Source organism: Bacillus sp. N13C7 (genome assembly GCF_026790065.1).
GTDB lineage: Bacteria > Bacillota > Bacilli > Bacillales > Bacillaceae > Bacillus.
On sequence record NZ_JALAMO010000016.1, the window covers coordinates 141,215 to 162,786 of the forward strand.

20 protein-coding genes and 2 tRNA genes are annotated in these 21,572 nt (G+C 40.4%); 5 read left to right on the forward strand and 17 right to left on the reverse strand.

Going from position 1 to position 21,572, the window contains the following annotated elements; translation table 11 throughout:
- Positions 1-88 precede the first annotated feature (88 nt).
- Both MOB98_RS16890 and gutB read right to left on the reverse strand, forming a co-directional pair.
- The gene (locus MOB98_RS16890) at positions 89-1,480 is read right to left on the reverse strand and encodes an MFS transporter (protein ID WP_268362769.1); all 1,392 of its coding nucleotides are present in this window, start codon (positions 1,478-1,480) and stop codon (positions 89-91) included.
- Positions 1,481-1,553: 73 nt separating this feature from the next.
- Positions 1,554-2,615, reverse strand: coding sequence for a sorbitol dehydrogenase (gene gutB / locus MOB98_RS16895; protein ID WP_268362766.1), 1,062 nt, complete (start codon positions 2,613-2,615; stop codon positions 1,554-1,556).
- Positions 2,616-2,816: 201 nt separating this feature from the next.
- Here gutB and MOB98_RS16900 point away from each other — a divergent pair, with 201 nt between their 5' ends.
- Positions 2,817-5,303, forward strand: a complete 2,487-nt coding sequence (locus MOB98_RS16900; protein ID WP_268362764.1) for a tetratricopeptide repeat protein — start codon at positions 2,817-2,819, stop codon at positions 5,301-5,303.
- A gap of 178 nt (positions 5,304-5,481) precedes the next feature.
- Here MOB98_RS16900 and MOB98_RS16905 read toward each other — a convergent pair whose 3' ends face one another.
- Both MOB98_RS16905 and MOB98_RS16910 read right to left on the reverse strand, forming a co-directional pair.
- Positions 5,482-6,225 (reverse strand): ABC transporter ATP-binding protein, encoded by a 744-nt coding sequence (locus MOB98_RS16905; RefSeq protein WP_268367203.1) that lies wholly within the window; start codon positions 6,223-6,225, stop codon positions 5,482-5,484.
- A gap of 2,155 nt (positions 6,226-8,380) precedes the next feature.
- The gene (locus tag MOB98_RS16910) at positions 8,381-8,647 is read right to left on the reverse strand and encodes a hypothetical protein (RefSeq protein WP_187957383.1); all 267 of its coding nucleotides are present in this window, start codon (positions 8,645-8,647) and stop codon (positions 8,381-8,383) included.
- 349 nt (positions 8,648-8,996) lie between these two features.
- Here MOB98_RS16910 and MOB98_RS16915 point away from each other — a divergent pair, with 349 nt between their 5' ends.
- Positions 8,997-9,332 (forward strand): tRNA-Val4, encoded by a 336-nt coding sequence (locus MOB98_RS16915; protein ID WP_124044670.1) that lies wholly within the window; start codon positions 8,997-8,999, stop codon positions 9,330-9,332.
- A gap of 605 nt (positions 9,333-9,937) precedes the next feature.
- Here MOB98_RS16915 and groL read toward each other — a convergent pair.
- Together groL and groES are read right to left on the reverse strand one after the other, a co-directional pair.
- Complete coding sequence (gene groL, locus MOB98_RS16920) at positions 9,938-11,569, reverse strand: chaperonin GroEL (RefSeq protein WP_003234067.1); 1,632 nt, start codon at positions 11,567-11,569, stop codon at positions 9,938-9,940.
- A 46-nt stretch (positions 11,570-11,615) separates the two neighbouring features.
- On the reverse strand, positions 11,616-11,900 hold the full coding sequence (groES, locus tag MOB98_RS16925; RefSeq protein WP_003155970.1) for a co-chaperone GroES: 285 nt from the start codon (positions 11,898-11,900) through the stop codon (positions 11,616-11,618).
- 238 nt (positions 11,901-12,138) lie between these two features.
- On the opposite strand from groES, the gene MOB98_RS16930 reads away from it, so the two are divergent.
- Positions 12,139-12,873: a type II CAAX endopeptidase family protein gene (locus MOB98_RS16930; RefSeq protein ID WP_268367202.1), complete on the forward strand. Its 735-nt coding sequence runs from the start codon at positions 12,139-12,141 to the stop codon at positions 12,871-12,873.
- Positions 12,870-13,061, forward strand: coding sequence for a YdiK family protein (locus tag MOB98_RS16935; RefSeq protein ID WP_003225680.1), 192 nt, complete (start codon positions 12,870-12,872; stop codon positions 13,059-13,061). Before MOB98_RS16930 ends, MOB98_RS16935 begins: the two co-directional genes overlap by 4 nt.
- Before the next feature lie 37 nt (positions 13,062-13,098).
- Here the strand turns inward: MOB98_RS16935 and tatC are convergent, their stop codons facing one another.
- The 4 genes from tatC to moaC are packed head-to-tail and all read right to left on the reverse strand — an operon-like array spanning position 13,099 to position 15,221.
- Positions 13,099-13,863 (reverse strand): twin-arginine translocase subunit TatC, encoded by a 765-nt coding sequence (gene tatC, locus MOB98_RS16940; protein ID WP_268358677.1) that lies wholly within the window; start codon positions 13,861-13,863, stop codon positions 13,099-13,101.
- 6 nt (positions 13,864-13,869) lie between these two features.
- Positions 13,870-14,043: a sec-independent protein translocase protein TatAY gene (gene tatAY / locus MOB98_RS16945; RefSeq protein WP_003234072.1), complete on the reverse strand. Its 174-nt coding sequence runs from the start codon at positions 14,041-14,043 to the stop codon at positions 13,870-13,872.
- Between the two features lie 21 nt (positions 14,044-14,064).
- A complete protein-coding gene (locus MOB98_RS16950; protein ID WP_003234073.1) occupies positions 14,065-14,712 on the reverse strand; it encodes a redox-sensing transcriptional repressor Rex in 648 nt (215 codons plus the stop codon).
- Entirely contained in the window at positions 14,709-15,221 is a 513-nt protein-coding gene (moaC, locus tag MOB98_RS16955) for a cyclic pyranopterin monophosphate synthase MoaC (protein WP_268358678.1), read from the reverse strand. The genes MOB98_RS16950 and moaC overlap by 4 nt, the downstream gene beginning before the upstream one ends.
- A 125-nt stretch (positions 15,222-15,346) precedes the next feature.
- Here moaC and MOB98_RS16960 point away from each other — a divergent pair, with 125 nt between their 5' ends.
- Positions 15,347-17,275 (forward strand): ABC-F family ATP-binding cassette domain-containing protein, encoded by a 1,929-nt coding sequence (locus tag MOB98_RS16960; protein WP_268358680.1) that lies wholly within the window; start codon positions 15,347-15,349, stop codon positions 17,273-17,275.
- A 226-nt stretch (positions 17,276-17,501) separates the two neighbouring features.
- On the opposite strand, the gene tsaD is transcribed toward MOB98_RS16960, so the two are convergent.
- From tsaD to MOB98_RS16995, 7 genes are all read right to left on the reverse strand, one after another.
- Positions 17,502-18,542 carry a tRNA (adenosine(37)-N6)-threonylcarbamoyltransferase complex transferase subunit TsaD gene (tsaD, locus tag MOB98_RS16965; RefSeq protein WP_268358681.1) on the reverse strand — a complete coding sequence of 347 codons (1,041 nt, stop codon included), beginning with the start codon at positions 18,540-18,542 and terminating at the stop codon, positions 17,502-17,504.
- Positions 18,535-18,990 carry a ribosomal protein S18-alanine N-acetyltransferase gene (rimI, locus tag MOB98_RS16970; RefSeq protein WP_268358683.1) on the reverse strand — a complete coding sequence of 152 codons (456 nt, stop codon included), beginning with the start codon at positions 18,988-18,990 and terminating at the stop codon, positions 18,535-18,537. Before rimI ends, tsaD begins: the two co-directional genes overlap by 8 nt.
- 9 nt (positions 18,991-18,999) lie before the next feature.
- Positions 19,000-19,689, reverse strand: a complete 690-nt coding sequence (gene tsaB / locus MOB98_RS16975) for a tRNA (adenosine(37)-N6)-threonylcarbamoyltransferase complex dimerization subunit type 1 TsaB (protein WP_268358685.1) — start codon at positions 19,687-19,689, stop codon at positions 19,000-19,002.
- Complete coding sequence (gene tsaE / locus MOB98_RS16980; protein WP_268358688.1) at positions 19,670-20,146, reverse strand: tRNA (adenosine(37)-N6)-threonylcarbamoyltransferase complex ATPase subunit type 1 TsaE; 477 nt, start codon at positions 20,144-20,146, stop codon at positions 19,670-19,672. Before tsaE ends, tsaB begins: the two co-directional genes overlap by 20 nt.
- Positions 20,147-20,160: 14 nt before the next feature.
- A complete protein-coding gene (gene thiL / locus MOB98_RS16985; RefSeq protein ID WP_268358690.1) occupies positions 20,161-21,138 on the reverse strand; it encodes a thiamine-phosphate kinase in 978 nt (325 codons plus the stop codon).
- Positions 21,139-21,316: 178 nt separating this feature from the next.
- Positions 21,317-21,393, reverse strand: a tRNA-Asp gene (locus MOB98_RS16990).
- A gap of 61 nt (positions 21,394-21,454) precedes the next feature.
- Positions 21,455-21,531: transfer RNA gene (locus MOB98_RS16995), tRNA-Met, on the reverse strand.
- Between the last annotated feature and the right edge of the window lie 41 nt (positions 21,532-21,572).

Here is a 21,572-nt window from a genome sequence, read left to right on the forward strand (position 1 = left end):
ACACTCATTTATAAAGTCTAGATTACAGTCTCAGTATATTACTTTCTGCCATAAATACAACATTGAATATTAAAAATTTTACATATATTTATTTTGCAGACTTTTTCTCCTGCTCTGAAATGATATGCTTATATCTCTTTTCAGTTAAAGGATAGAAGGCGATGAGAATAATAGAAAGCAAAATGAAAAATCCCGGAATCAAAGCATTCATGTTTTTAATCGCATTCAATGACGTAACTGTCTGGTCTGCATTCGCTACATATCCTGCGATTCCTAAATAGATGGCCGAAAATGACCCGGCTAACGCAACGCCCAGCTTATTGATAAAGCTCATGCTCGAAATCACTACTCCGTCGGCACGAACCCCTGTCTTCCATTCCGCATAATCGACACAATCGGCAACCATCCCCCAAGCAAGTGTGTTTAAAGGCGTTGTGAAAAATCCTGAAACGAAAAGCCAAATGAAAATGAGTGTAATGGAAGAATACGGCGTAAAATGCAGGCCGGCATAAGAAATAAGCGATAGAGCTGCCGTGATGATCATGACTTGTTTTCTGCCCCACTTCTCAGAAAAGTAAGGAATAAACAGATTGCTGATCAGTGCTGCTCCGAAAAATAAAACCGTACCCAAAAACACGAACTCTTTATGGTTTACGTTATACGTAAAATAGTACACCATCGTGCTGAGCTTAATATTAAACCCGATCGCAAAAGCCAAAAATGATGAAATTAACATAAGCAAGGGCTTGTTTCGGAATAAAACGGATAACGTCTTTTTGATCCCTTGTTTTTTTCTCTTTTTAGGCTGAATCCGCTCCCGTACAGTAAAGAAACTAAATAAATTCAAAATAATGCTGACCGCCGCATAGATAAGCGCTGTCATCTGAAACCCAAACGCCTGATTCTCTCCTCCGATAGCAGTTGCAAGCGGTGTCGCACAAGAAATAGATAAAAGAATGCCGATATACACCAAAATCATCCGGGTTGTGGTCAGAACCGTCCGCTCCTCCACAGAATTCGTCATCCGCCCCGTTAAGCTGTTCACCGGGATTGTTTGCATACTAAAGGACATCCCAAGCAGAATATAGGTGACGTACGCATATACCATATTCCCGGTCTCACCGAAATGAGGCGTCGTGAAACATAAGAATGTAAATAACGCAAAAGGAAATGCCACCCACAGCAAATATGGCCTTGCTTTTCCCCACCTTGTATTCGTTTTGTCTAAAATCAACCCCATGATCGGGTCAAAAATAGCATCCAGCACCCGCACAACAAGAAACAAAGTTGCGATCACTGCAGGCTGAATGCCGCCGACGTCTGTATAATAAAATAATAGGTATGCGTTTACAAACTGAAAGATAATATTATACGACATATCGCCGAATCCATAGCCGATTCGTTCAAACCAGGACAGGCCGGTGCTGGATTTTGACTGTTGCTTCACTTTCATTGCCGTTACTTTTTCTGTTTCAATCATCATTTCCCACCCCAAGAATCCGTTTTCATTTCCAGTAAACAAGAGGGAGAATACAAAGATCCTCCCTGTTCACTCAGCGATTTGGATACACCATCACTTTTAAACATTCATTCTTAAATTGAAGCGCCCGCTCCATCGCCTCTTGTGTCTGCTCCAGTGAATATTGGTCCGTTACAAGATGCTTCGTGTCCACAATGCCGGAAGCGAGAAACTCGATTCCCTTTGGATACGTATTGGCATAACGGAAGATCCCGTAGATATCAATTTCATTGTCCGCAATAAACGGCACATTGAGCGGGATCTCGTTCTGAGAAGGCAAACCGACAATCGCCAGTTTTCCGCCCCTGCGCACAGAAACCAATGCGGATTGCAATGCCGCTGGATTCCCCGCTGTTTCCCAAGCAACATCAACGCCTCTATCATTCGTGATCGTTTTAATTTCTTCAAGCACGTCCTGTTCACGAATATTGATGACATGAGTCGCTCCCATTTTTTTCGCAGCTTCTAACCGCAGCGGCTCTAAGTCGGTCACGATAATTGTGCTTGCCCCAAATGCTTTAGCTGCCGCAACAGCCATTAACCCAACAGGGCCCATCCCCATAATCGCAATCGTTGATCCGGGCTGAAGCTTCGTTCTCGCCGCTGCATGAATGCCGACAGAAAACGGTTCAATCAAAGCCGCATCTTCATAGGAAAGTGAGTCTGGGATCAAAAAAACAAAGTCCTGACGCATTTTGATATATTGAACAAACGCGCCGTCTACCGGCGGTGTAGCCAAAAACTGTACATCCGGACAAAGGTTATAGCGCCCTTCCTTGCACGCCTCACAGCGTCCGCATGTGACACCCGGCTCAACAGCGACGCGATCTCCCACCTTAAATCGATCGACAGACGACCCGACAGCGGCAATTTCACCCGCGCATTCATGGCCAAGAATAAATGGTTTTTCCACAACGTAGTTGCCGATTCGGCCATTCGTATAGTAATGCAGATCCGATCCGCAAATTCCGACAGCCATCACCTTAATCAACACTTCATCATGGTTGATGTCAGGCACAGGCACTGTTTCAATTTTGATCTCTCTTGTGTTGTGCATAACAGCCGCTTTCATGTTTTGAGGTACTATGTGAGTCATTTGGCAAATTCCTTTCTTCAGAAAATAAAATGTAAGTGCATACATTTTTGTTTTCTCTGTTACTGCCCCCATTTTATCTGCTTTTCAAGACGTTCAACAGCCTTTTCTGCTGTATAAAAGGACAGCGGCACTGTCCTTTTATTTTTTCATATACAAAAAACGCTGGATTGATAAAATAGTAATAATAGGAGGTGCAGGCTTATGGCTGAACTTGAAAACCGGAAACAATTTGCACAACTGCTGGCACCTGGCGTAAAATCGCTCAAGCTCCATCCTGATTATAAAGTCAGAAGGAAAAAGAACGAAAAAACAGGACAGTCTTATATAGATAAAATCGCACTCCAGCTGGGTGTCTCCTCTAACACGATCAAAAGCTGGATCGGACAGATGGGGATTAACTACATTCCCGGAAGAATTGACGACGGAAAACTGTTCGGGATGATCTGGATCATTCTCGAAAAGACCGACTTGGATATCGAGTGGTTGACCAACCTGCTGGAAACCACCACCATCCCTGTTATCAAACCCGCATTGCCTGTATGGGCAGCGTCTTGTTTGAAAAAAGCGAAAACGCTGCGAAAAGACGGATCATTCGGAGCTCCGAGTGATAACGATATTGAAAAAGCAGTAAAGCGGCTGTTTCATGATATCCCCGTCCAAGAAACGAATGCGCTTATAGAACAGCCTATCACGCATAACCTACCGTCACGCTGGTCCGGACACTTTATCGGACGCAGCTTTGATATGGAAGCGATACGGCAATGGATGCTTTCTCCGTCACCAGCCTGTTTAATCACCGGCTGGGCCGGCATGGGAAAAACCACAATCGCTCTTGAAGCCGCCTATTCCTGTGTCGATGATACTTCAGATTGGCCGGCATTCAACAGCATCATTTGGGTCAGCGCTGATTGGAAAGGATTGAGCTTTAGCGATTTTTTAAATACGATCGCCTATCAGCTCGGACGCACAGAACAAATCGATAAATCAATCAATGAAAAACGATTCGTCGTCCGCAATGCGTTAGCTAATTACACTAGAGAAAAACCGATCCTGCTTATCGTTGACAGCATTGATACTGCAGAACGTGACATTCATGAATTTATCACCAGCCTTCCGCAAGGCGTGAAAGTTCTCCTCACAGCGCGGGAAAACGTAAAGCAAAACTATCGGGAAGGCTTCGGAGAAATGGCAGCCATCCAGCTGAGCGGCCTTGACCAAACAGATGCCCTTGAATTTTTTCATCAAGAAGTGCACCGCTGCTTACAAACATGCAACATTCAAAATAAACGGGAAAAGCTGGAGCAGCTGTTACACCTATCACCTGACTTGAAGAACGAATTCATTTCAGCGACTGCCGGAAACCCGAAAGCCATGGCACTCAGCATCGCCTATATGTCAGACGATGACATTCCCGCTCAGCAGCTGATTCATGAGCTTGGAAAAGCAGGCTACTCACTGCTGGAATTGTTTGAATTCCTCTTTGGCCGCACCTGGGACAGATGCAATGAAGATACACGAAAGCTATGGCAGACGCTTTGCTTTTTCAGCAAGCCGCCAGATGAGAAAAGCCTGGCGGCAGCAGCCGAATTAGACGCCCGCCGTTTTCATTACGCTATGGAGCAAATGCGGTCATATGCGCTGATTCAGCCAGAACGAAGCGAAGGCAGGACGCAATACTTAGCGCACCAAACCGTTGTCGCTTACGGAGAACAGCACTTGTCCGAACAGCACGAATATGAAAAAGAAGCCCGCAGCCGCTGGGCGCACTATTATATTGAGTATGCCGAAACCCATTTAAAGCGGGAACAGCCCAACTCCATCTATTGGAGCTATCTGCTGGGACGGAACTTAGACCAAATGAAACTAGAATGGCCAAACATCTTAAAGGTCATCCAATGGGCAAGTAAAACCGATCAAAAAGAAATCCTAATCGAACTCATCACCCGCATCAGCCATTTTCTCAGCAGAATCAACCTGCCCCTGCGTATCGAATACGGATGCAAAGCCGCCGACGCCGCCCATCAATTAGGCAAACACACACGAGAAGCATTCTTCCGAATCGACACAGCAGGCTGGGCACTGATGGAAGTCAATGATTTAGACGGGGCCTTACAGCAAATTGAAGCCGGGCTGAGGATTCTGGAACAATCAGACGCTCACGATGCCTATGATCTAAAGGTTTGGGGACACGCACTCAAAGCAAGACTTTTTTTAAAAGCTGGGCAACAGGAAAAAGCAGAGACCATTTTAAACGAAATCGAAAATCAACCGATTTCCCCTACCATTCAACACAGAGTTCTATTGGTTCGCGGTGACTTAAGCTTTGCGAGAGGTCATGATGAAGAAGCCATTCAATTATACGAAACGGCAAATGAAATTAGCTCCACGTACGGCGGCGAAAAAACGATAGAAGCCTATTTCAATCTGGGTGTCGCTTACGTGAAGTGTGGTCGGTTTGGGAAAGCGGAAGAAGCCTTTGAGCAGATGCTCTATGACAAACATAACGCCAATCAGGTTGAGTTGATCTATTATTTTTACGGGATGGCGCAGCTGTTGAACCGTAAAGGAGAGAAAACGAAAGCGATGGAAGCTAATCAGAAGGCCATTCGTTTGATTGATTCGTGGGAGCCTGCGATTGGGATTCGGGGAGAGGCGGAACGATTTGATATGGTTTTTAAAAGAAATTAAGAAAACATTTATTGTTAGTATTTGTAAGATAAATACTATAAAGTAATTTTGCAACTTGCATATATAATCAGTAATAAAAAGCTATAGGCCTTATCCCATAAAAAATAATATTATTTTTATGGGATAAGACGTCTGAAGATTAAAATATTGAAACATTAAACAAGCAATTGAAAAGTAATCAGTATTGTTTATCAGTATAATAGTAAAGATAAGCATCTTCAATAGATTTGCTTTTTGTTTTGCAGAATAACTCATTCCTAGTACCTTTAAATACAAGGTTTCCTTTATTAAATAGAACAAGTTCTAATTTATCTTCACCTATGTCTAGGTTTTTAAGCAAATCTAATTGATGAGTACAGATAACAAAACTATTTTCATTTAGATTATTAATTAAATATTTTTTCAAATTAAATATTGAAACAGGATCAAGAGCAGAAAAAGGTTCATCTAGAAAAGTAAATTCTGTATTCAGTTGTAGTGCAGCAATGTGAGCTACCTTTTTTTTCATGCCATTTGATAGTGTAAATATAAATTTATTCTTATAATCCCACAGATCAAATAATTTTAATAGATTTTGCATCTTTTGCTTTAATTTATTATTAAACTTATTGTACAACTTAGATACAAAAGTGAGGTACTCTATAACAGTTAAATCTTCTAGTAAGATATATTTTTCAGGTGAAAAAGACATCATATATTTAGGAGAATGAATTATATTTCGTCCGCCATCATAGAAGTTAATCGATGAATTTACTTGATCGTTCAAACCCAAAATTTCTTTAATTAAAGTGGTCTTCCCTGCACCATTATGACCTAAAATTGCATATATTTTATTCTTTTTGAATTCTATACTGACTTCATTTAAAGCACTTACACTTCCAAATTGTTTCGATAAGGCAACTACTTTTATGGTTTCTAGCATATTATATTTTCCCTTTTTTTAATAATATATTTGTAAATATTCGGCTTATTAATTTCAAAATGAGAAAAATCGGTATTGCAAAAATAATAGAATAAATAATAATATTTATAATATTTAACGAGACTTCTCCATTTTTATATAATTCATAAATAGGAAATTGTTTTATTGGCAGGTAAGTGTCAGAGTCAACCGGATTCTTCAAATTTCCCCCAAAGAAATAAAAACTCCCAAAGAATAATATCAATATATTAATCAAAATCGATATAAAAAACATCCTTATATTTTTCATATTTCTTCCTCCTCCTTAATAATATTCATTAACATTCTGCCATCCTGTGCACAAAAGAGATTTAGAGTCTCACAAAAAAGAAGTAAGATTACCATATTGAAGATATAATCAATAGAAGAAAAAAGAAATAGTATGACCATTAATAATGAATAACTAAGAAACGGTCCTCCCAAAACTATTGTTAACTTATTTATTTTATTTAATTTGCTGTAATCTAACGAATCAAAAGAGACGCTTATTAAATAGCTAGAAATATAAACTTCATAATTTAAATTATTAGTTTTTAAAAAAAGAATATGACCTATCTCATGAACACAAACATATAATACTAATAACAAAGTTAATTGCAAAGAAATCACAAAAGAACTAGTAATCAAGTACAAAGTAATTGAAATGAAAACAAGCAAATATTTTGCTTTAAACAAATAACTAAAGTACAAATAAAAAAAGATATTAACTAATTTCATTTATCTTATAATCCTTTACAGTTACCCATTTAATTACGAATAATACAAATATAAAGAATATAAAAACGATTATTTTCAGAAGTGGTATTTCTATCATTGATACTCGTGTAATGATTTCTGGGATTACTTTATAGCTAATAATCAAAATAATACCACTTGAAATTGATTGGGTTATTGCTCCTAAGTATTCTCCAAACAGATAGCTAATAATAATTGAAATATAGATACTAAAATAAAGTACAAAACAAAAAATAAAAAAACTAGAGTTCTCTATAATAGCTATAAACCCAGAGTTTCCAAGTATAGATATCACAAAGCAAAATATGATCATGAAAAATATTGAAGTTATAAAATAACAATGTAGTAACCATATAGAGAACTTGAAATTTGACGCTCTCAACATAAATAATGGTTTTGCTGTTTTCATTACTTTATTGAATACAAATCCTATATTACCTATTATAGCTATTACTTGAAAGAGCTCTACCATAACATAAAATTGTTTTGTTATATATGATAGTACTATCAAAAACATCATGGTCATTATAAAAAAAATAATGTTCTTTCTTATATCAAAAATCAACAAAAAGAAGTAGACATTATAATTTTTACATCTAGATTTCTCATTTTCCTGCATAACCTCTCCATAATGTATTCTCATTGACATTGTGTATATATATATTATAACAATTGCAATATAAAACACATATAATAAAGAGGGAGATACAGTCATTCTCAACCAGTGAACACCAATAAACTTATGAATCGGAAGTGTTATCAATAACAAAAAAAACAATATAAATAGTGTTTTAAATAAAGTAAAGCTATTGCTTACTATATTCATTTTTACAATATATTTATTTATTAACATTACAATTATGTAGCTTATTAAGAAAATCAAAAGACTAACAGTCTGCCAAAAAATAACTGAGTACATGATCATTATATTATTATAAATTGATAAAACAATATAAAGAAACAAAAAAGAAAGTACAGCAGGAATAATATAGAAGGTGATTGATTTTAAATATTTTAAATATTCTTTATATATGTAATCAATTATTGAATAAGAGGTATTATTATCAGATTCATTTTTCTTTAGAAACCATATCAAAAATGGAAAAATTGAAGCAGTGATAAATATATAAGACACACTTGGAAATAAACTTATATTTATCTCAACTTCGTATTCTAACAGTGAAGGTAAAAATACAGCTGCCGAAATACTTGCTATTCCAATTAATAATACCGAGAAAAAGACTTCGGTTCTTTGAGACGCAAATATAAATAGTCTATTTTTGATACGACAAAATAAAATTTGAATTAAAAGACTAACTCTTTTCATAATAATTCCTTTCGTTAGCTAGCTTGAATAGAAGGTTATGTAATAGTATTTATTCTAACGACAACCTAATTTAAAAACTCCCTCTTTAAGCTTAACAGACATTTCAAAAGACTTTCCTAGCTGTGCCCAACAAATTGTTTGACCAATTGCCCAAGTAACAAAAATAACCGACAATACAACAATTATAAAAACAAGAGGACCAACACATAAATATGATTTTTTTGCACTTTTATTAATGTTCAAGCCTCTTTTAAGATCAGATGTAATTAATAAAAAACTATTATAAATAGATATCAGTAAAGAATTATAATAAGCTTGCATTAGTTTTCCCCCTTTAATTACATAACCTTCCATTCAAATAATATAATAACTTATATTCCTTATTTTTGTAAATGCATTTTGTAAATTTAATAGGATTTTTATTCTTCTACAACTTCTATTTTTATAAAGTAATCTTTAGATGTTTTAATCTCTACTCTATTACTTATAAACTACTCGTACTTCTTTATTAGTTGAATCTCCTTGATAACTTCAAAATAAAAAAACTTCTCTATAAAAAAATGGGGCATCTCTGTGCGGGTATTAAAAAAGAATTGCATTTAAATAAGGATAGAACAATAGCAACCGAATACCTGTTATATAAAAAATAATCTTGAAGGTGAAATAACATATGAAATATCCATATAAATTTGAAGAAGATCCATTTGGTGATTTAGGAATAGTATTGCCAGAAGAAATCAGTATTTTCTCTGATTTCATTGAAAACATCGCTACAGAAGAACAAGCCAACGAGTATATAGATTACATTGAGAAGGTTTTAGAAGGGATATATGAAGATTTTGAGATTGAGTTAAATGCTACAAGTGTTCTCATTAAAAAAGATGTGACAATTGTTGAAAACTCTTTTAGGATAGAAGAACCCTATGAAAACTCAATTGAAACCGATCAATTTAGAGAATTGCTATTAATATGGCGAGATAAAATTCCGGACATATTTAAAGGCTGAATAAAATTAAAACCCTTCTTACATAAAGAAGGGTTTTACATATCGAGGCGGAGATTTCATATGATTGAATGGGATTTCGGAGAGCAACCTGTTAGTAACAAGGAAATTAATGAAGTAGAAGACACATTACAAGTAAAGTTCCCAAAAGATTATTTAGAATATGTCAAAATCTATTCGGCGCTACCCCCTCTCCTGAAACTTTTGATCTTGAAGATAGGGAAGAAATTGCATTCGGATACTTACATAGCTTCCATAAAGAAAGCGAGTCATATATAGTAAACGTTTCTAATCGTTATCGAGACGGTAAAATGCCAGATTAAATAATATCAATTGCAGATGACGTGTTTGGCAAAAAAGTCTGCTTCGATTTTTTAAAAGGACTCAGTAGTCCTTTTTTGCTTTGGTTTTCGGTCCATAAATGCCATGTATGCCCGTACATACTACACAGGTTTATTTACACATCAAAAAAGACAGAAAAAAAGAAGCTTCTCACAAGTTCAATGAACTCATGAGAAGCCTCGAAATTTACAAATGGCATCAAAAGGGCATCAAAAATGACGTCCGTTGCCGACAAACCCTTATAAATTAAGGGGTTTTTGTCGGTATTACATCATGCCGCCCATACCGCCCATGCCGCCCATATCAGGCATTCCGCCGCCAGCGTTTTCTTCTGGCTTGTCAGCGACAACGGCTTCAGTTGTTAAGAACATTGCAGCTACAGACGCAGCGTTTTGAAGAGCTGAGCGTGTAACTTTTGTTGGGTCAACGATACCTTTTTCGATCATGTTTACCCATTCACCAGTTGCAGCGTTGAAGCCTACGCCGATTTCTTCGTTTTTGAGGCGCTCAACGATGACAGATCCTTCAAGACCAGCATTGTGTGCGATTTGACGGATTGGCTCTTCAAGCGCGCGAAGCACGATGTTGATACCTGTTTGCGCATCGCCTTCAGCTTCAACTGCAGCCACTTTGTTATATACGTTTACAAGCGCTGTACCACCACCGGATACGATGCCTTCTTCAACAGCTGCGCGAGTTGAGTTCAAGGCGTCTTCGATGCGAAGTTTACGCTCTTTCAGCTCAGTTTCAGTCGCAGCGCCGACTTTGATGACAGCTACGCCGCCAGCAAGTTTCGCAAGACGCTCTTGTAATTTTTCTCTGTCGAATTCAGAAGTTGTTTCTTCCACTTGAGCGCGGATTTGAGTCACGCGGGCAGAAATTTTGTCTGTTTCGCCAGCGCCTTCAACGATTGTTGTGTTTTCTTTAGTAACGACAACTTTAGAAGCGCGTCCCAATTGAGCGATTTGAGTAGATTTCAGGTCAAGGCCAAGATCTTCTGTGATGACTTCTCCGCCAGTAAGGACAGCGATGTCTTCAAGCATTGCTTTACGGCGGTCACCGAAGCCAGGAGCTTTAACAGCAACTGCGTTGAATGTGCCGCGAAGTTTGTTCACAACAAGTGTTGCAAGTGCTTCACCTTCAACATCCTCAGCGATCAGAAGCAATGGCTTGCCTTGCTGAACAACCTGCTCAAGCACAGGAAGGATTTCTTGAATGTTTGTGATTTTTTTGTCTGTGATTAAGATGTAAGGATTGTCAAGAACCGCTTCCATCTTATCAGAGTCAGTTACCATGTAAGGAGACGCATATCCGCGGTCGAATTGCATACCTTCAACAACTTCAAGCTCAGTTGTGAAGCCTTTAGACTCTTCGATTGTGATAACGCCGTCGTTTCCTACGCGCTCCATTGCTTCAGCGATAAGGCTTCCGACTTCCTCATCAGCAGCAGAGATCGCAGCAACCTGAGCGATAGACTCTTTGCCTTCGATTGGCTTAGAAATTTCTTTTAAGTTTTCGATCGCAACCGCTACAGCTTGTTCCATCCCTTTACGCACGCCTACAGGGTTAGCGCCTGCTGTTACGTTTTTAAGGCCTTCACGGATCATTGCTTGCGCAAGAACTGTTGCAGTTGTTGTACCGTCACCGGCAACGTCGTTTGTTTTGCTGGCTACTTCAGCAACAAGCTTAGCACCCATGTTTTCAAACGCGTCTTCTAGCTCGATTTCTTTAGCGATTGTTACACCGTCATTTGTGATTAACGGAGAACCGAATTTTTTCTCTAGAACCACGTTGCGTCCTTTTGGTCCTAAAGTTACTTTAACAGCATCAGCAAGTGCATCGACACCGCGAAGCATTGCGCGGCGAGCTTCTTCACTAAACTTAATTTCTTTTGCCATGTTTACAAGACCTCCTCAAATGTTTTAAGTATTGTTTATTTAAGAATTAGCCGATAACAGCTAAAATGTCGCTTTCACGTAAGATTAAGTATTCAGTACCTTCGTATTTCACTTCAGTACCTGCGTATTTTGAGAAGATAATGCGGTCGCCCTCTTTTACTTCTAAAGCAACGCGCTCTCCGCTTTCTAACACGCGACCTGAACCAGCTGCCACGATCTTGCCTTCTTGCGGTTTTTCTTTTGCAGAATCCGGCAACACAATTCCGCTGGCAGTTTTTTCTTCAGATTCTACGAGTTCAATGACAACGCGATCACCTAATGGCTTTAACAATGTAATAACCTCCTCAATAGTATGAATATGTAATTTTAGCACTCAGCACTAAAGAGTGCTAACACAATTCTTATAATAAAGAATCTCCCTTCCAATTTCAAGTGATAAGATAAAAAATTTTTCACGCTTACATCATTCTTTTCCGCTCCCTTTTCCGTTAGCTTTTTCACCCCCGTATCGATTATGTTACAATAGCTGTAGATGAACGAAACCCACTTAACAAAGGAGTACATACCATTTGAGAAAACAGTATTGGTTTATTATTTTGACATATATCATCATGCAGTTTTCCGCATTAATCGCGATTCCCTTGTTATTTAAATTCGGTTATGCCGGAGGACAGCCTACAGATGAAAATATGCTGCATGCACAAGGATTATGGTCCGTTATCAGCTTTATCGCCTGTCTCGTTATTGTTCTGCTCATTCTGAGAACCGTTCCGAAAGAAACGCTGCGAAACGGACAGAAGGACTCAATCGGACTTTCTATCCTTTGGGCGATAGCCGGTTTTTTCATTGCCCTTTTCTCTCAAGGAATAGCAGGCTCTATTGAATATTATGTATTTGGCATCGGAAGAGAATCAGAAAATACACAAGCGATTCTGGATGTCATTCAGGCAGTCCCGCTCATGATTATCGTTTCTTCTGTCGTCGGGCCTATATTAGAAGAAATCATCTTCAGAAAAATCATTTTCGGCGCGCTGTACGAAAAAACGAATTTCTTCTTCGCCGGACTGATCAGCTCGGTTATTTTCGGTATTGTTCACGCTGATTTGAAGCATCTTCTTCTATATACAGCGATGGGCTTCACCTTTGCCTTTTTATATGCGAGAACAAAACGGATATGGGTGCCGATTTTCGCCCATTTAATGATGAATACATTCGTCGTCATCATGCAACTTGAGCCTGTTCGGAATTACCTTGAACAGCAGAGCACACAAATGCAATTGATTATTGGAGGATTCTGTTTATGAGAAACCCGGTAGTTTGGGGAATGATCTACTTTGCCGTAGGGTGCATCTTTACTTATCTTGCCGCAAGCTCACCAGGCAGCATGTGGTCATTTTACTCCATCCTGCTGATGGTGTTCGCCGCTTACAACATCAGCATTTCTTTTAAGATGTTCGCCTTTTCATTTAAAATCAAAAAGAACCAGAAATAAAGAAAATCCATTTCTCGCAAGAGAAATGGATTTTTTATTATTGCCCCGAAGACACATCCTGATCGGCTGTACTGCTTTTCTGCGCTTTCCGATAGGCGGCCTTCGATATCAGAATACTGATTTCATATAAAATCAAAAGCGGGACTGTGACCATCATATGGGACAGAAGCTCAGGCGGTGTAATCAGGGCTGCGATCACCAAGAGCGTAAAATACGCATACTTTCTGATTTTCGCCAAGAACATCGGTGTCACAATTCCGAGCCTAGTCAAAAACATGAGGATGACCGGCATTTGAAACAGCAGTCCAAACGGAATCGTCAGCTGCAGCAGAAAATGAAAATATTCATTAATTCCGATCACCTGATTGACATTCAAGTCCTGAGAGATCCGCTTCATAAAATCAACAACAAAAGGAAATAAAATATAATATGAAAAAGATAAGCCCGCTAAAAACAGCAAAATAGAGATCGGAATGTAGCTGAGCGTTACTTTGCGCTCTTTCTCATAGAGGCCCGGGCTCACAAAAGCCCAAAGCTGATAAAGAATAACCGGCGAGGTCAGGACAATGCCGATGATAAACGCAAACTGCATAAACACATAAAGCGGGTCTGTCAGGTTAAACGCGTTAAGCGTAAGCTGCTTCGCTTCATCTGTTTCTTGCAGATACACAATAATCGGCTTCGCTAAAAAGAATCCCGCGATAAAGAAAACGACAAACGCCAGCGCTACAATCAGCAACCGTTTTCGAAGCTCAGCAATATGCTCCAGCAGCGACATTTGATTCACTTTCATTCGAGTCATCCTAACTTACTGATCTTCTTTCTTTTTTTCCTCTTCATCACTCGTTAATCCTTTAGTAGCGTTTTTGAATTCACGGAGTGTGTCTCCCGCAGCTTTCCCCAGTTCAGGCAGCTTTTTAGGGCCGAAGATAATCAGAGCAACGATTGCGATAACAGCAAGGCTTCCAGGACCGATCGGCATATGTGGGCTCCTCCTTTCCCTCTATTCGATTTCCTCTAAAACTGAATAATGCTTCAAGAAATAAACCAGTGACTGAAGCTCAACTGCTAAATCTATATGATGAATTCGAATGTGTTCCGGCACATTCAAACGGGCCGGCGTAAAATTAAGAATGCCCTTGATTCCTAATGCGACCAATCTGTCTGTAATCGATTGAGCGGCAACTGCTGGCACTGTAAGAATGGCAACTGATTCATCTTTCACGTGTTGTTCAAGGTCATCAAGGTTATAGACGGGCACGCCGCCTACCTCAGTTCCTATTTTACTCTCATTTATATCAAAAGCCATAGAAATTTTTGTGTTATTATTTTTTGTGAAATTATAGTGAAGAAATGCCGTTCCCAAGTTCCCGACACCGATCAAGATGACGTCTGTCATCTCATCCTGATCAAGGGTTTTTCGGAAAAAAGACAGCAAATAATCCACATTATATCCGTATCCTTTTTTGCCAAGAGCTCCAAAATAGGAAAAATCCCTGCGAATCGTGGCAGAATCAACCTTTACGGCATCACTGAGTTCAGCGGATGATACACGCTGTTTTCCTGACGCATGCAGATTCTTTAAAAAGCGATAGTAAAGCGGCAGCCGTTTTGCCGTCGCCTGCGGAATTTTTGATTGATCCTTATTCATTTTTGGTCCTCCAAATTATACTCGGATAGTTCTCTTTTGAAATCACCGTTTTTCCCGCCTGTCTTCTCCAGCAAGAAAGTAGGGCCGATGACCATTCCCTTATCAAGGGCCTTGCACATATCGTAAACGGCAAGAGCGCACACCGATGCAGAAGTGAGCGCTTCCATTTCCACACCTGTACTCCCTTTCGTTTTGACCTGTGCTTTTATATGAAGTATAACTTCTGCTTCTTTTATTTTCCAGTCAAACGATATATCTACCCCGCTCAGTGAAAGCGGATGGCACATCGGAATGATATTCGACGTTTGCTTTGCCGCCATAATGCCTGCCACCTGCGCGACAGCCAGTACATCTCCTTTGCCGATATCGTGACTTTGTATTTTCTCGTACACCTCATTCTTCATGTGTACGCTCGAAACAGCCGCCGCAGTACGGACAGTCGAAGATTTTTCGCTAATATCCACCATCTGGGCTCTGCCCTGTTCATTAAAATGAGAAAATCCATTCATATTAAAACGCTCCTTAAACAGATCATACACTATTTTCTTCTCTATGTCTTATATGGCCAATGTATTGTTTGCTGACTTCTGATTGATAAGCTACACTTAACTTATTATAGCAGAGGTGAAATAATATGATGATCTTACAAGTTAATCAGCTGTCCAAATCGTTTGGTGCTGATACTATTTTAAACAATATAAAGCTGGAAGTCAGAAATCGTGATCGCATCGCCATTGTCGGAAGAAATGGCGCGGGAAAATCCACGCTTCTTAAAATTATCGCAGGCCAGCTTTCGTATGAAAAGGGCGAAATCATTAAACCGAAAGATATTACAATGGGATATCTTGCCCAGCATACGGGCTTGGATTCTAAGCTTACCATAAAAGAAGAGCTGCTGACCGTTTTTGACCACTTAAAAGCAATGGAAAAAGAGATGCGGGCTATGGAAGAAAACATGGCGGCAGCTGATCCCGGTGAATTGGAAAGCATCATGAAAACCTACGACCGGCTTCAGCAGGAATTCAAGGATAAAGGAGGCTACCAATATGAAGCGGATGTCAGATCTGTTCTTCACGGCCTCGGCTTCAGCCATTTTGACGATTCAACACAGGTGCAAAGCCTCAGCGGAGGCCAGAAAACAAGGCTGGCCCTGGGGAAGCTTCTATTAACACAGCCTGATTTGCTCATTCTCGATGAGCCGACAAACCATCTGGATATTGATACGCTAACCTGGCTAGAACATTATTTGCAAGGCTATTCAGGCGCCATTCTCATCGTATCGCATGACCGTTACTTTTTGGACAAAGTGGTGAACCAAGTATACGAGGTATCAAGAGCTGAAAGCAAAAAGTATCACGGCAACTACAGCGCTTATCTCGACCAAAAAGCCGCGCAGTATGAAAAAGATCTGAAAATGTATGAAAAGCAGCAGGATGAAATCGCAAAGCTTCAGGACTTCGTGGATCGAAATTTGGCGAGAGCCTCTACCACAAAAAGAGCGCAAAGCCGCCGAAAGCAGCTTGAACGAATGGAAGTCATGTCAAAACCGCTCGGCGATGAAAAATCCGCAAGCTTTCATTTTGATATTACAAAACAGAGCGGAAATGAGGTCCTACGCGTTCAGGATCTCACAATCAGCTATGAAAACCAGCCGCCGCTTTTAACAGAGGTATCGTTCATGCTCACAAGAGGAGAAAGCGCTGCGCTTGTCGGCCCTAACGGAATCGGTAAATCGACATTGCTGAAAACATTAATGGACACCCTAAAGCCAGATCAGGGAACAATTTCTTACGGCTCAAATGTCAGTGTCGGCTACTATGACCAGGAGCAGGCTGAGTTAACTTCTTCTAAGCGTGTCCTTGATGAGCTGTGGGATGAGTACCCCGGTCTTCCTGAGAAAGAAATCAGAACTTGTCTCGGAAATTTCTTATTCTCCGGAGATGATGTACTGAAACCCGTCCATTCATTGAGCGGGGGCGAAAAAGCAAGATTGGCCCTTGCTAAGCTGATGCTTCAAAAAGCCAATTTTCTTATCCTTGATGAACCGACAAACCATCTGGACTTGGACAGCAAGGAAGTTCTCGAAAACGCGCTGATTGATTATCCAGGCACACTGTTATTTGTCTCACATGACAGATATTTTATTAACAGAATCGCCACAAGAGTATTGGAGCTTTCTCCAAACCATATAGAGGAGTATCTGGGAGATTACGATTATTATACCGAGAAAAAAGCAGAGCAGTTGGAATTGGAGAAAATGAATCAGCAAGAGGAAACTGAAAAAACGCCAGCTGCGGTAAAGTCCGACTCCAAACGTTCATATGAAGAAGAAAAAGAATGGAAAAAGAAAGAACGCCAACGACTCCGGCGGATTGAAGAAATAGAAGCCGCTGTTCAAACCATTGAAGAAAACATCAGTCACAACGATGAATTGCTATGTGACCCTGAAGTCTATCAAGACCATGAAAAGGTACAAGCCATCCATGCAGACAACGAGAAACTCAATCTGGAGCTGGAATCTCTTTTGTCCGAATGGGAAGAACTATCCACAGAAGAAGCTTAAAAAAGTCAAGCACCTCTTTTTTAGAGGTGCTTTTTATCCACAGAAAATAACCTTACAAGCAAACAAAGTAAGCGCTTTATGCACATTATCCACAAAATATTCTGAATTTATCCACTTTACTAACAGTGTCTTCAGTCCTTTATCCATCTATGTCTCCATAATTATTCACAGATGTGTGGATAAATTGTGAATTATCTGTTAATAACAGATAAAAAGTCTCACGCCATTATGTCGTGAGACTTTGATAAGAAGTCAATTCAAGGCCAGGCTGGCCGTTCATATCATAGGCACCGCGAATGCCCTTCTCAAAAGCAATTGTGCCAGCAGCAGCGATCATCGCAGCATTATCAGTACATAACGCTAACGGAGGAATGACAAGCTTAATCTCTTCATGCTGGGCAAATTCCTTTTCTAATGCAGCTCTGAGGCCTTTGTTAGCAGCTACTCCTCCGGCTAATAGGACCTGTTTAACACCATATTCCTTTGCCGCACGCGCTGTTTTGGTCACTAAGACATCAATCACGCTATTTTGAAAGCTTGCAGATAAATCTTCAGGAGCAATCTCTTGCCCTTTTTGAGACGCATTATGAAGCGTATTGATTACCGCAGACTTCAACCCGCTGAAGCTGAAATTGTAAGAGCCTTCTTCGAGCCATGCGCGAGGAAGCGGAATATTGTCATTCCCTTTTTCAGCTAGCTTGTCAATTTGCGGTCCACCCGGATACGGCAGTCCCATTGTCCGCGCCACTTTGTCGTAAGCCTCACCTGCAGCATCATCAAGCGTTTCCCCAATGACTTCAAATGATCCATGTTCCCTCATATACACCAATTCTGTATGGCCTCCTGAAACGACCAATGCCAGTGCCGGAAACACGATTTCTTCTACCAAACGATTCGCATAGATATGACCGGCTATATGATGGACGCCAACTAACGGAATATTATGCGCAAAGCTCAATGCTTTAGCAGCGTTCACTCCGATAAGAAGTGCCCCCACCAGTCCCGGCCCTTCGGTTACTGCAATCGCGTCAATATCACTATACGTCATATCAGCTTTACGAAACGCCTCTTCTATAACCAAAGTGATTTGCTCAACATGATGTCTGGAAGCAATTTCCGGAACAACGCCTCCGAAGCGCTTATGGCTTTCAATTTGAGAGGCCACTACGTTCGAAATGATTTCTTTCCCGTTTTTTACGATAGCTGCCGCTGTCTCGTCACAGCTTGTTTCAATCCCTAATATGTAAATTGCTTTTTGCTCACTCATTTATCGTCACCCACATAATTAACGCATCTTCCCCGTTATCAGTATAATAGTTCTTTCTAATTCCGCCGGGCTGCATCCCGAACTTTTTATATAAGCCTTGAGCAGGATGATTAGAAACCCTTACTTCAAGCGAAAGCCGCCTTGCGTCTTTTTCTTTGCATAATTCAATCGCTGAGCGAAAAAGCGTTTCTCCTAAAGACTGGCCGCGATACTCCGGTTTTATCGCTATATTTGTAATTTGGGCATCGTCCATTACGATCCAAATCCCACAATACCCAGCAACATGGCCGTCCTTTTCAATCACGAGATAATGAGCATACGGATTTTCCAGCAGCTCATGATAAAACGAATCCTTCGTCCAAGGAGACGTAAAGGAGGATGTTTCAATTTCGTATACGTGATCAATATCATCAAGCCGCATGTTTCTGACCGCTGCTTTTGTTTTCATCCTATCACCCTACTTTTGACTTTCAATCCATTTCGCTTCAGCTTCTGCCAGCCGCAAGTAATCCGGGACAAGCCCGTGAACATCAGCTACTTCCTTTTCGGCGCCTAAAAAAGCCAATTCTGAAGGACGCGGGTTATGCTGAGCAGCAGCTCCAATAATTCCGTTTGTCCCAAGCTCTTCCTCTATCATCTGCCTGTGAATAGAAGTATCATGACCTAAAAACAAAACAGGGCGATCCTTTTCTTTTAGCATGTCCAGCCATTCTGCCAGCATCACATTTTGATCATGAACCACTTGCTCCAAAAGCCCGTTCTTGTATTCATAAAGACCTGTATACACCTGTCCCCGTCTTGCATCAAAGATAGGGCTGATCAGACCGTCGAAATGCCGCCCATTTGCCGCAAGTGCCTCAAGGCTTGAGACAGCAGCAATCGGAATGTGTAAAGACCAGGCAAGCGTTTTAGCGAGCGTCACACCTATTCTTACTCCTGTGTATGAACCAGGACCTTTTGCAACGACAATTTTAGAAAGATCCTGCGGTGTCATATCACAATCATTCAGCAATGAATGAACAGCTGGCATCGCTCTTACCGAATGGTTTTTTTTCAAGTATGTAACGTATTCTGCTATGACGGTGTCTCCTCGAAGCAGCGCAATGCCCAATGTATAATTTGATGTATCAATTGCTAATATTGTCATGTCTACTTATCTCCTCACAAAGCATTTCATACCGGTTCCCGACAGCAGTAAAGGTGATTTCACGCTCATCATCACCAGCTCTTTTGATGACAATTTGCAGTCGCTCCTGCGGCAGCTGTTCTTCAATTAAATGGGCCCATTCAACGAGACAGACACCTTGTCCGTGAAAATATTCATCAAGTCCTAAATCTTCACTTTCGTCTTCCATTCTATACACATCCATATGATATAGAGGAAACACGCCATCGTTATATTCTTTTATAATCGTAAAAGTCGGACTGTTAACAACACGCGTAATTCCAAGTCCTTCCGCAAAACCTTTTGTAAAAGTCGTTTTTCCAGCACCTAAATCGCCCTCTAATGTCAGGACGTCTCCCGGTTTAGCAAACGATGCTGTCAGCTTAGCAATCGCTTTTGTTTCTTCAGGATTTACAGTTCTCCACTTTAATTGCTTCACACGAGTCACCTGTCTTATTTAAAATGATTATATCCTTTTTTCTCTAAAATCATTGATGTTTGATCTGTTTTTAGGATCACGTTTGATTCCGTTTTTTCCCTGACATGGCCAATCTTTGTAATGGGCAGTTGACGTATTTCACACTCCTGCTTCAACACTTCCCACTCCTCCTGTGAAACCGTCCCAGTCAACTCAAAATCCTCTCCGCCAAACAAAGCCCAATCTTTCCAGTTGGGATGAAGCCTAGGTAAATCAGAATGAATTGGTAGCATGCTTTCATCAATTTCAATTGAAACACAGCTGGCTTCAGCAATCTCATTCAGTTCACTAGCTAAGCCGTCACTGATATCATTTAAAGCTGCACGCTGAACATTCGAACATAATCTGCCGACACTTACTCTTGGCTGAGGCCGTTTATGCCTGTTGATAAAGCAATCCGTGTCAATAGCAGAGTTTTGAGGATGAGTCTCCTCTAATAATAAAGAAAGTCCTGCTGCAGATGAACCGATTTCACCGGTTACAAACACAACATCATTCGGTCTTGCCAGACTGCGCAAACAGGCACGTCCCTTTTCAACTTCACCGATTACAGTGACTGTCACGACTAATTTGTCAGAGGTAGAGACTGTATCACCGCCAATTAGATCCATCTGATATAGTTTCGCCAGTTCATTCATTCCTTCATACATCGCCTTGATTTCGGATGCCGTCCATTTTGAAGGTACCGCAATTGATACCAAATAAAATTTCGGAATGCCTCCCATCGCGGCAATATCACTTATATTAACGGCTAACGCCTTATACCCGATATCTTCAGGTGAGGAATAGTGTAATTTGAAGTGCACGTCTTCTACCATAGTATCAACACAAACAATTTCCTGAACGCCGTGTTTCGCAGTGTAGAGCGCTGCATCATCACCTATTCCTACATCAACGGAAGAATGGTGAATGGTCCGCGGAGTAATGCTATGTATCAAATCAAATTCATCCATGAACCAAAACCTCCTTTCAACCTACTTACGCCTATATTGCTCTTCCTAGTGTATCGAATTTTGCTGAAATATCCAAGATGCTGCCGATATAAAGAAAGCTTGGCTATGACACCAAGCAGAAAATACAGTAAAAGAAAACACAAAAAAAACGAAAACATGATCGTTTCGTTTACAATAATGGCGGTCCGGACGGGACTCGAACCCGCGACCTCCTGCGTGACAGGCAGGCATTCTAACCAACTGAACTACCGGACCATATTTGTATAAAATGATTTTGGTTGCACCCTTTGGGCACTCCTTATTTCATTTATATATTTGGTTGCGGGGGCAGGATTTGAACCTGCGACCTTCGGGTTATGAGCCCGACGAGCTACCGAACTGCTCCACCCCGCGATGATATAATTTAAGATAAAAGCTTGGCGGCGTCCTACTCT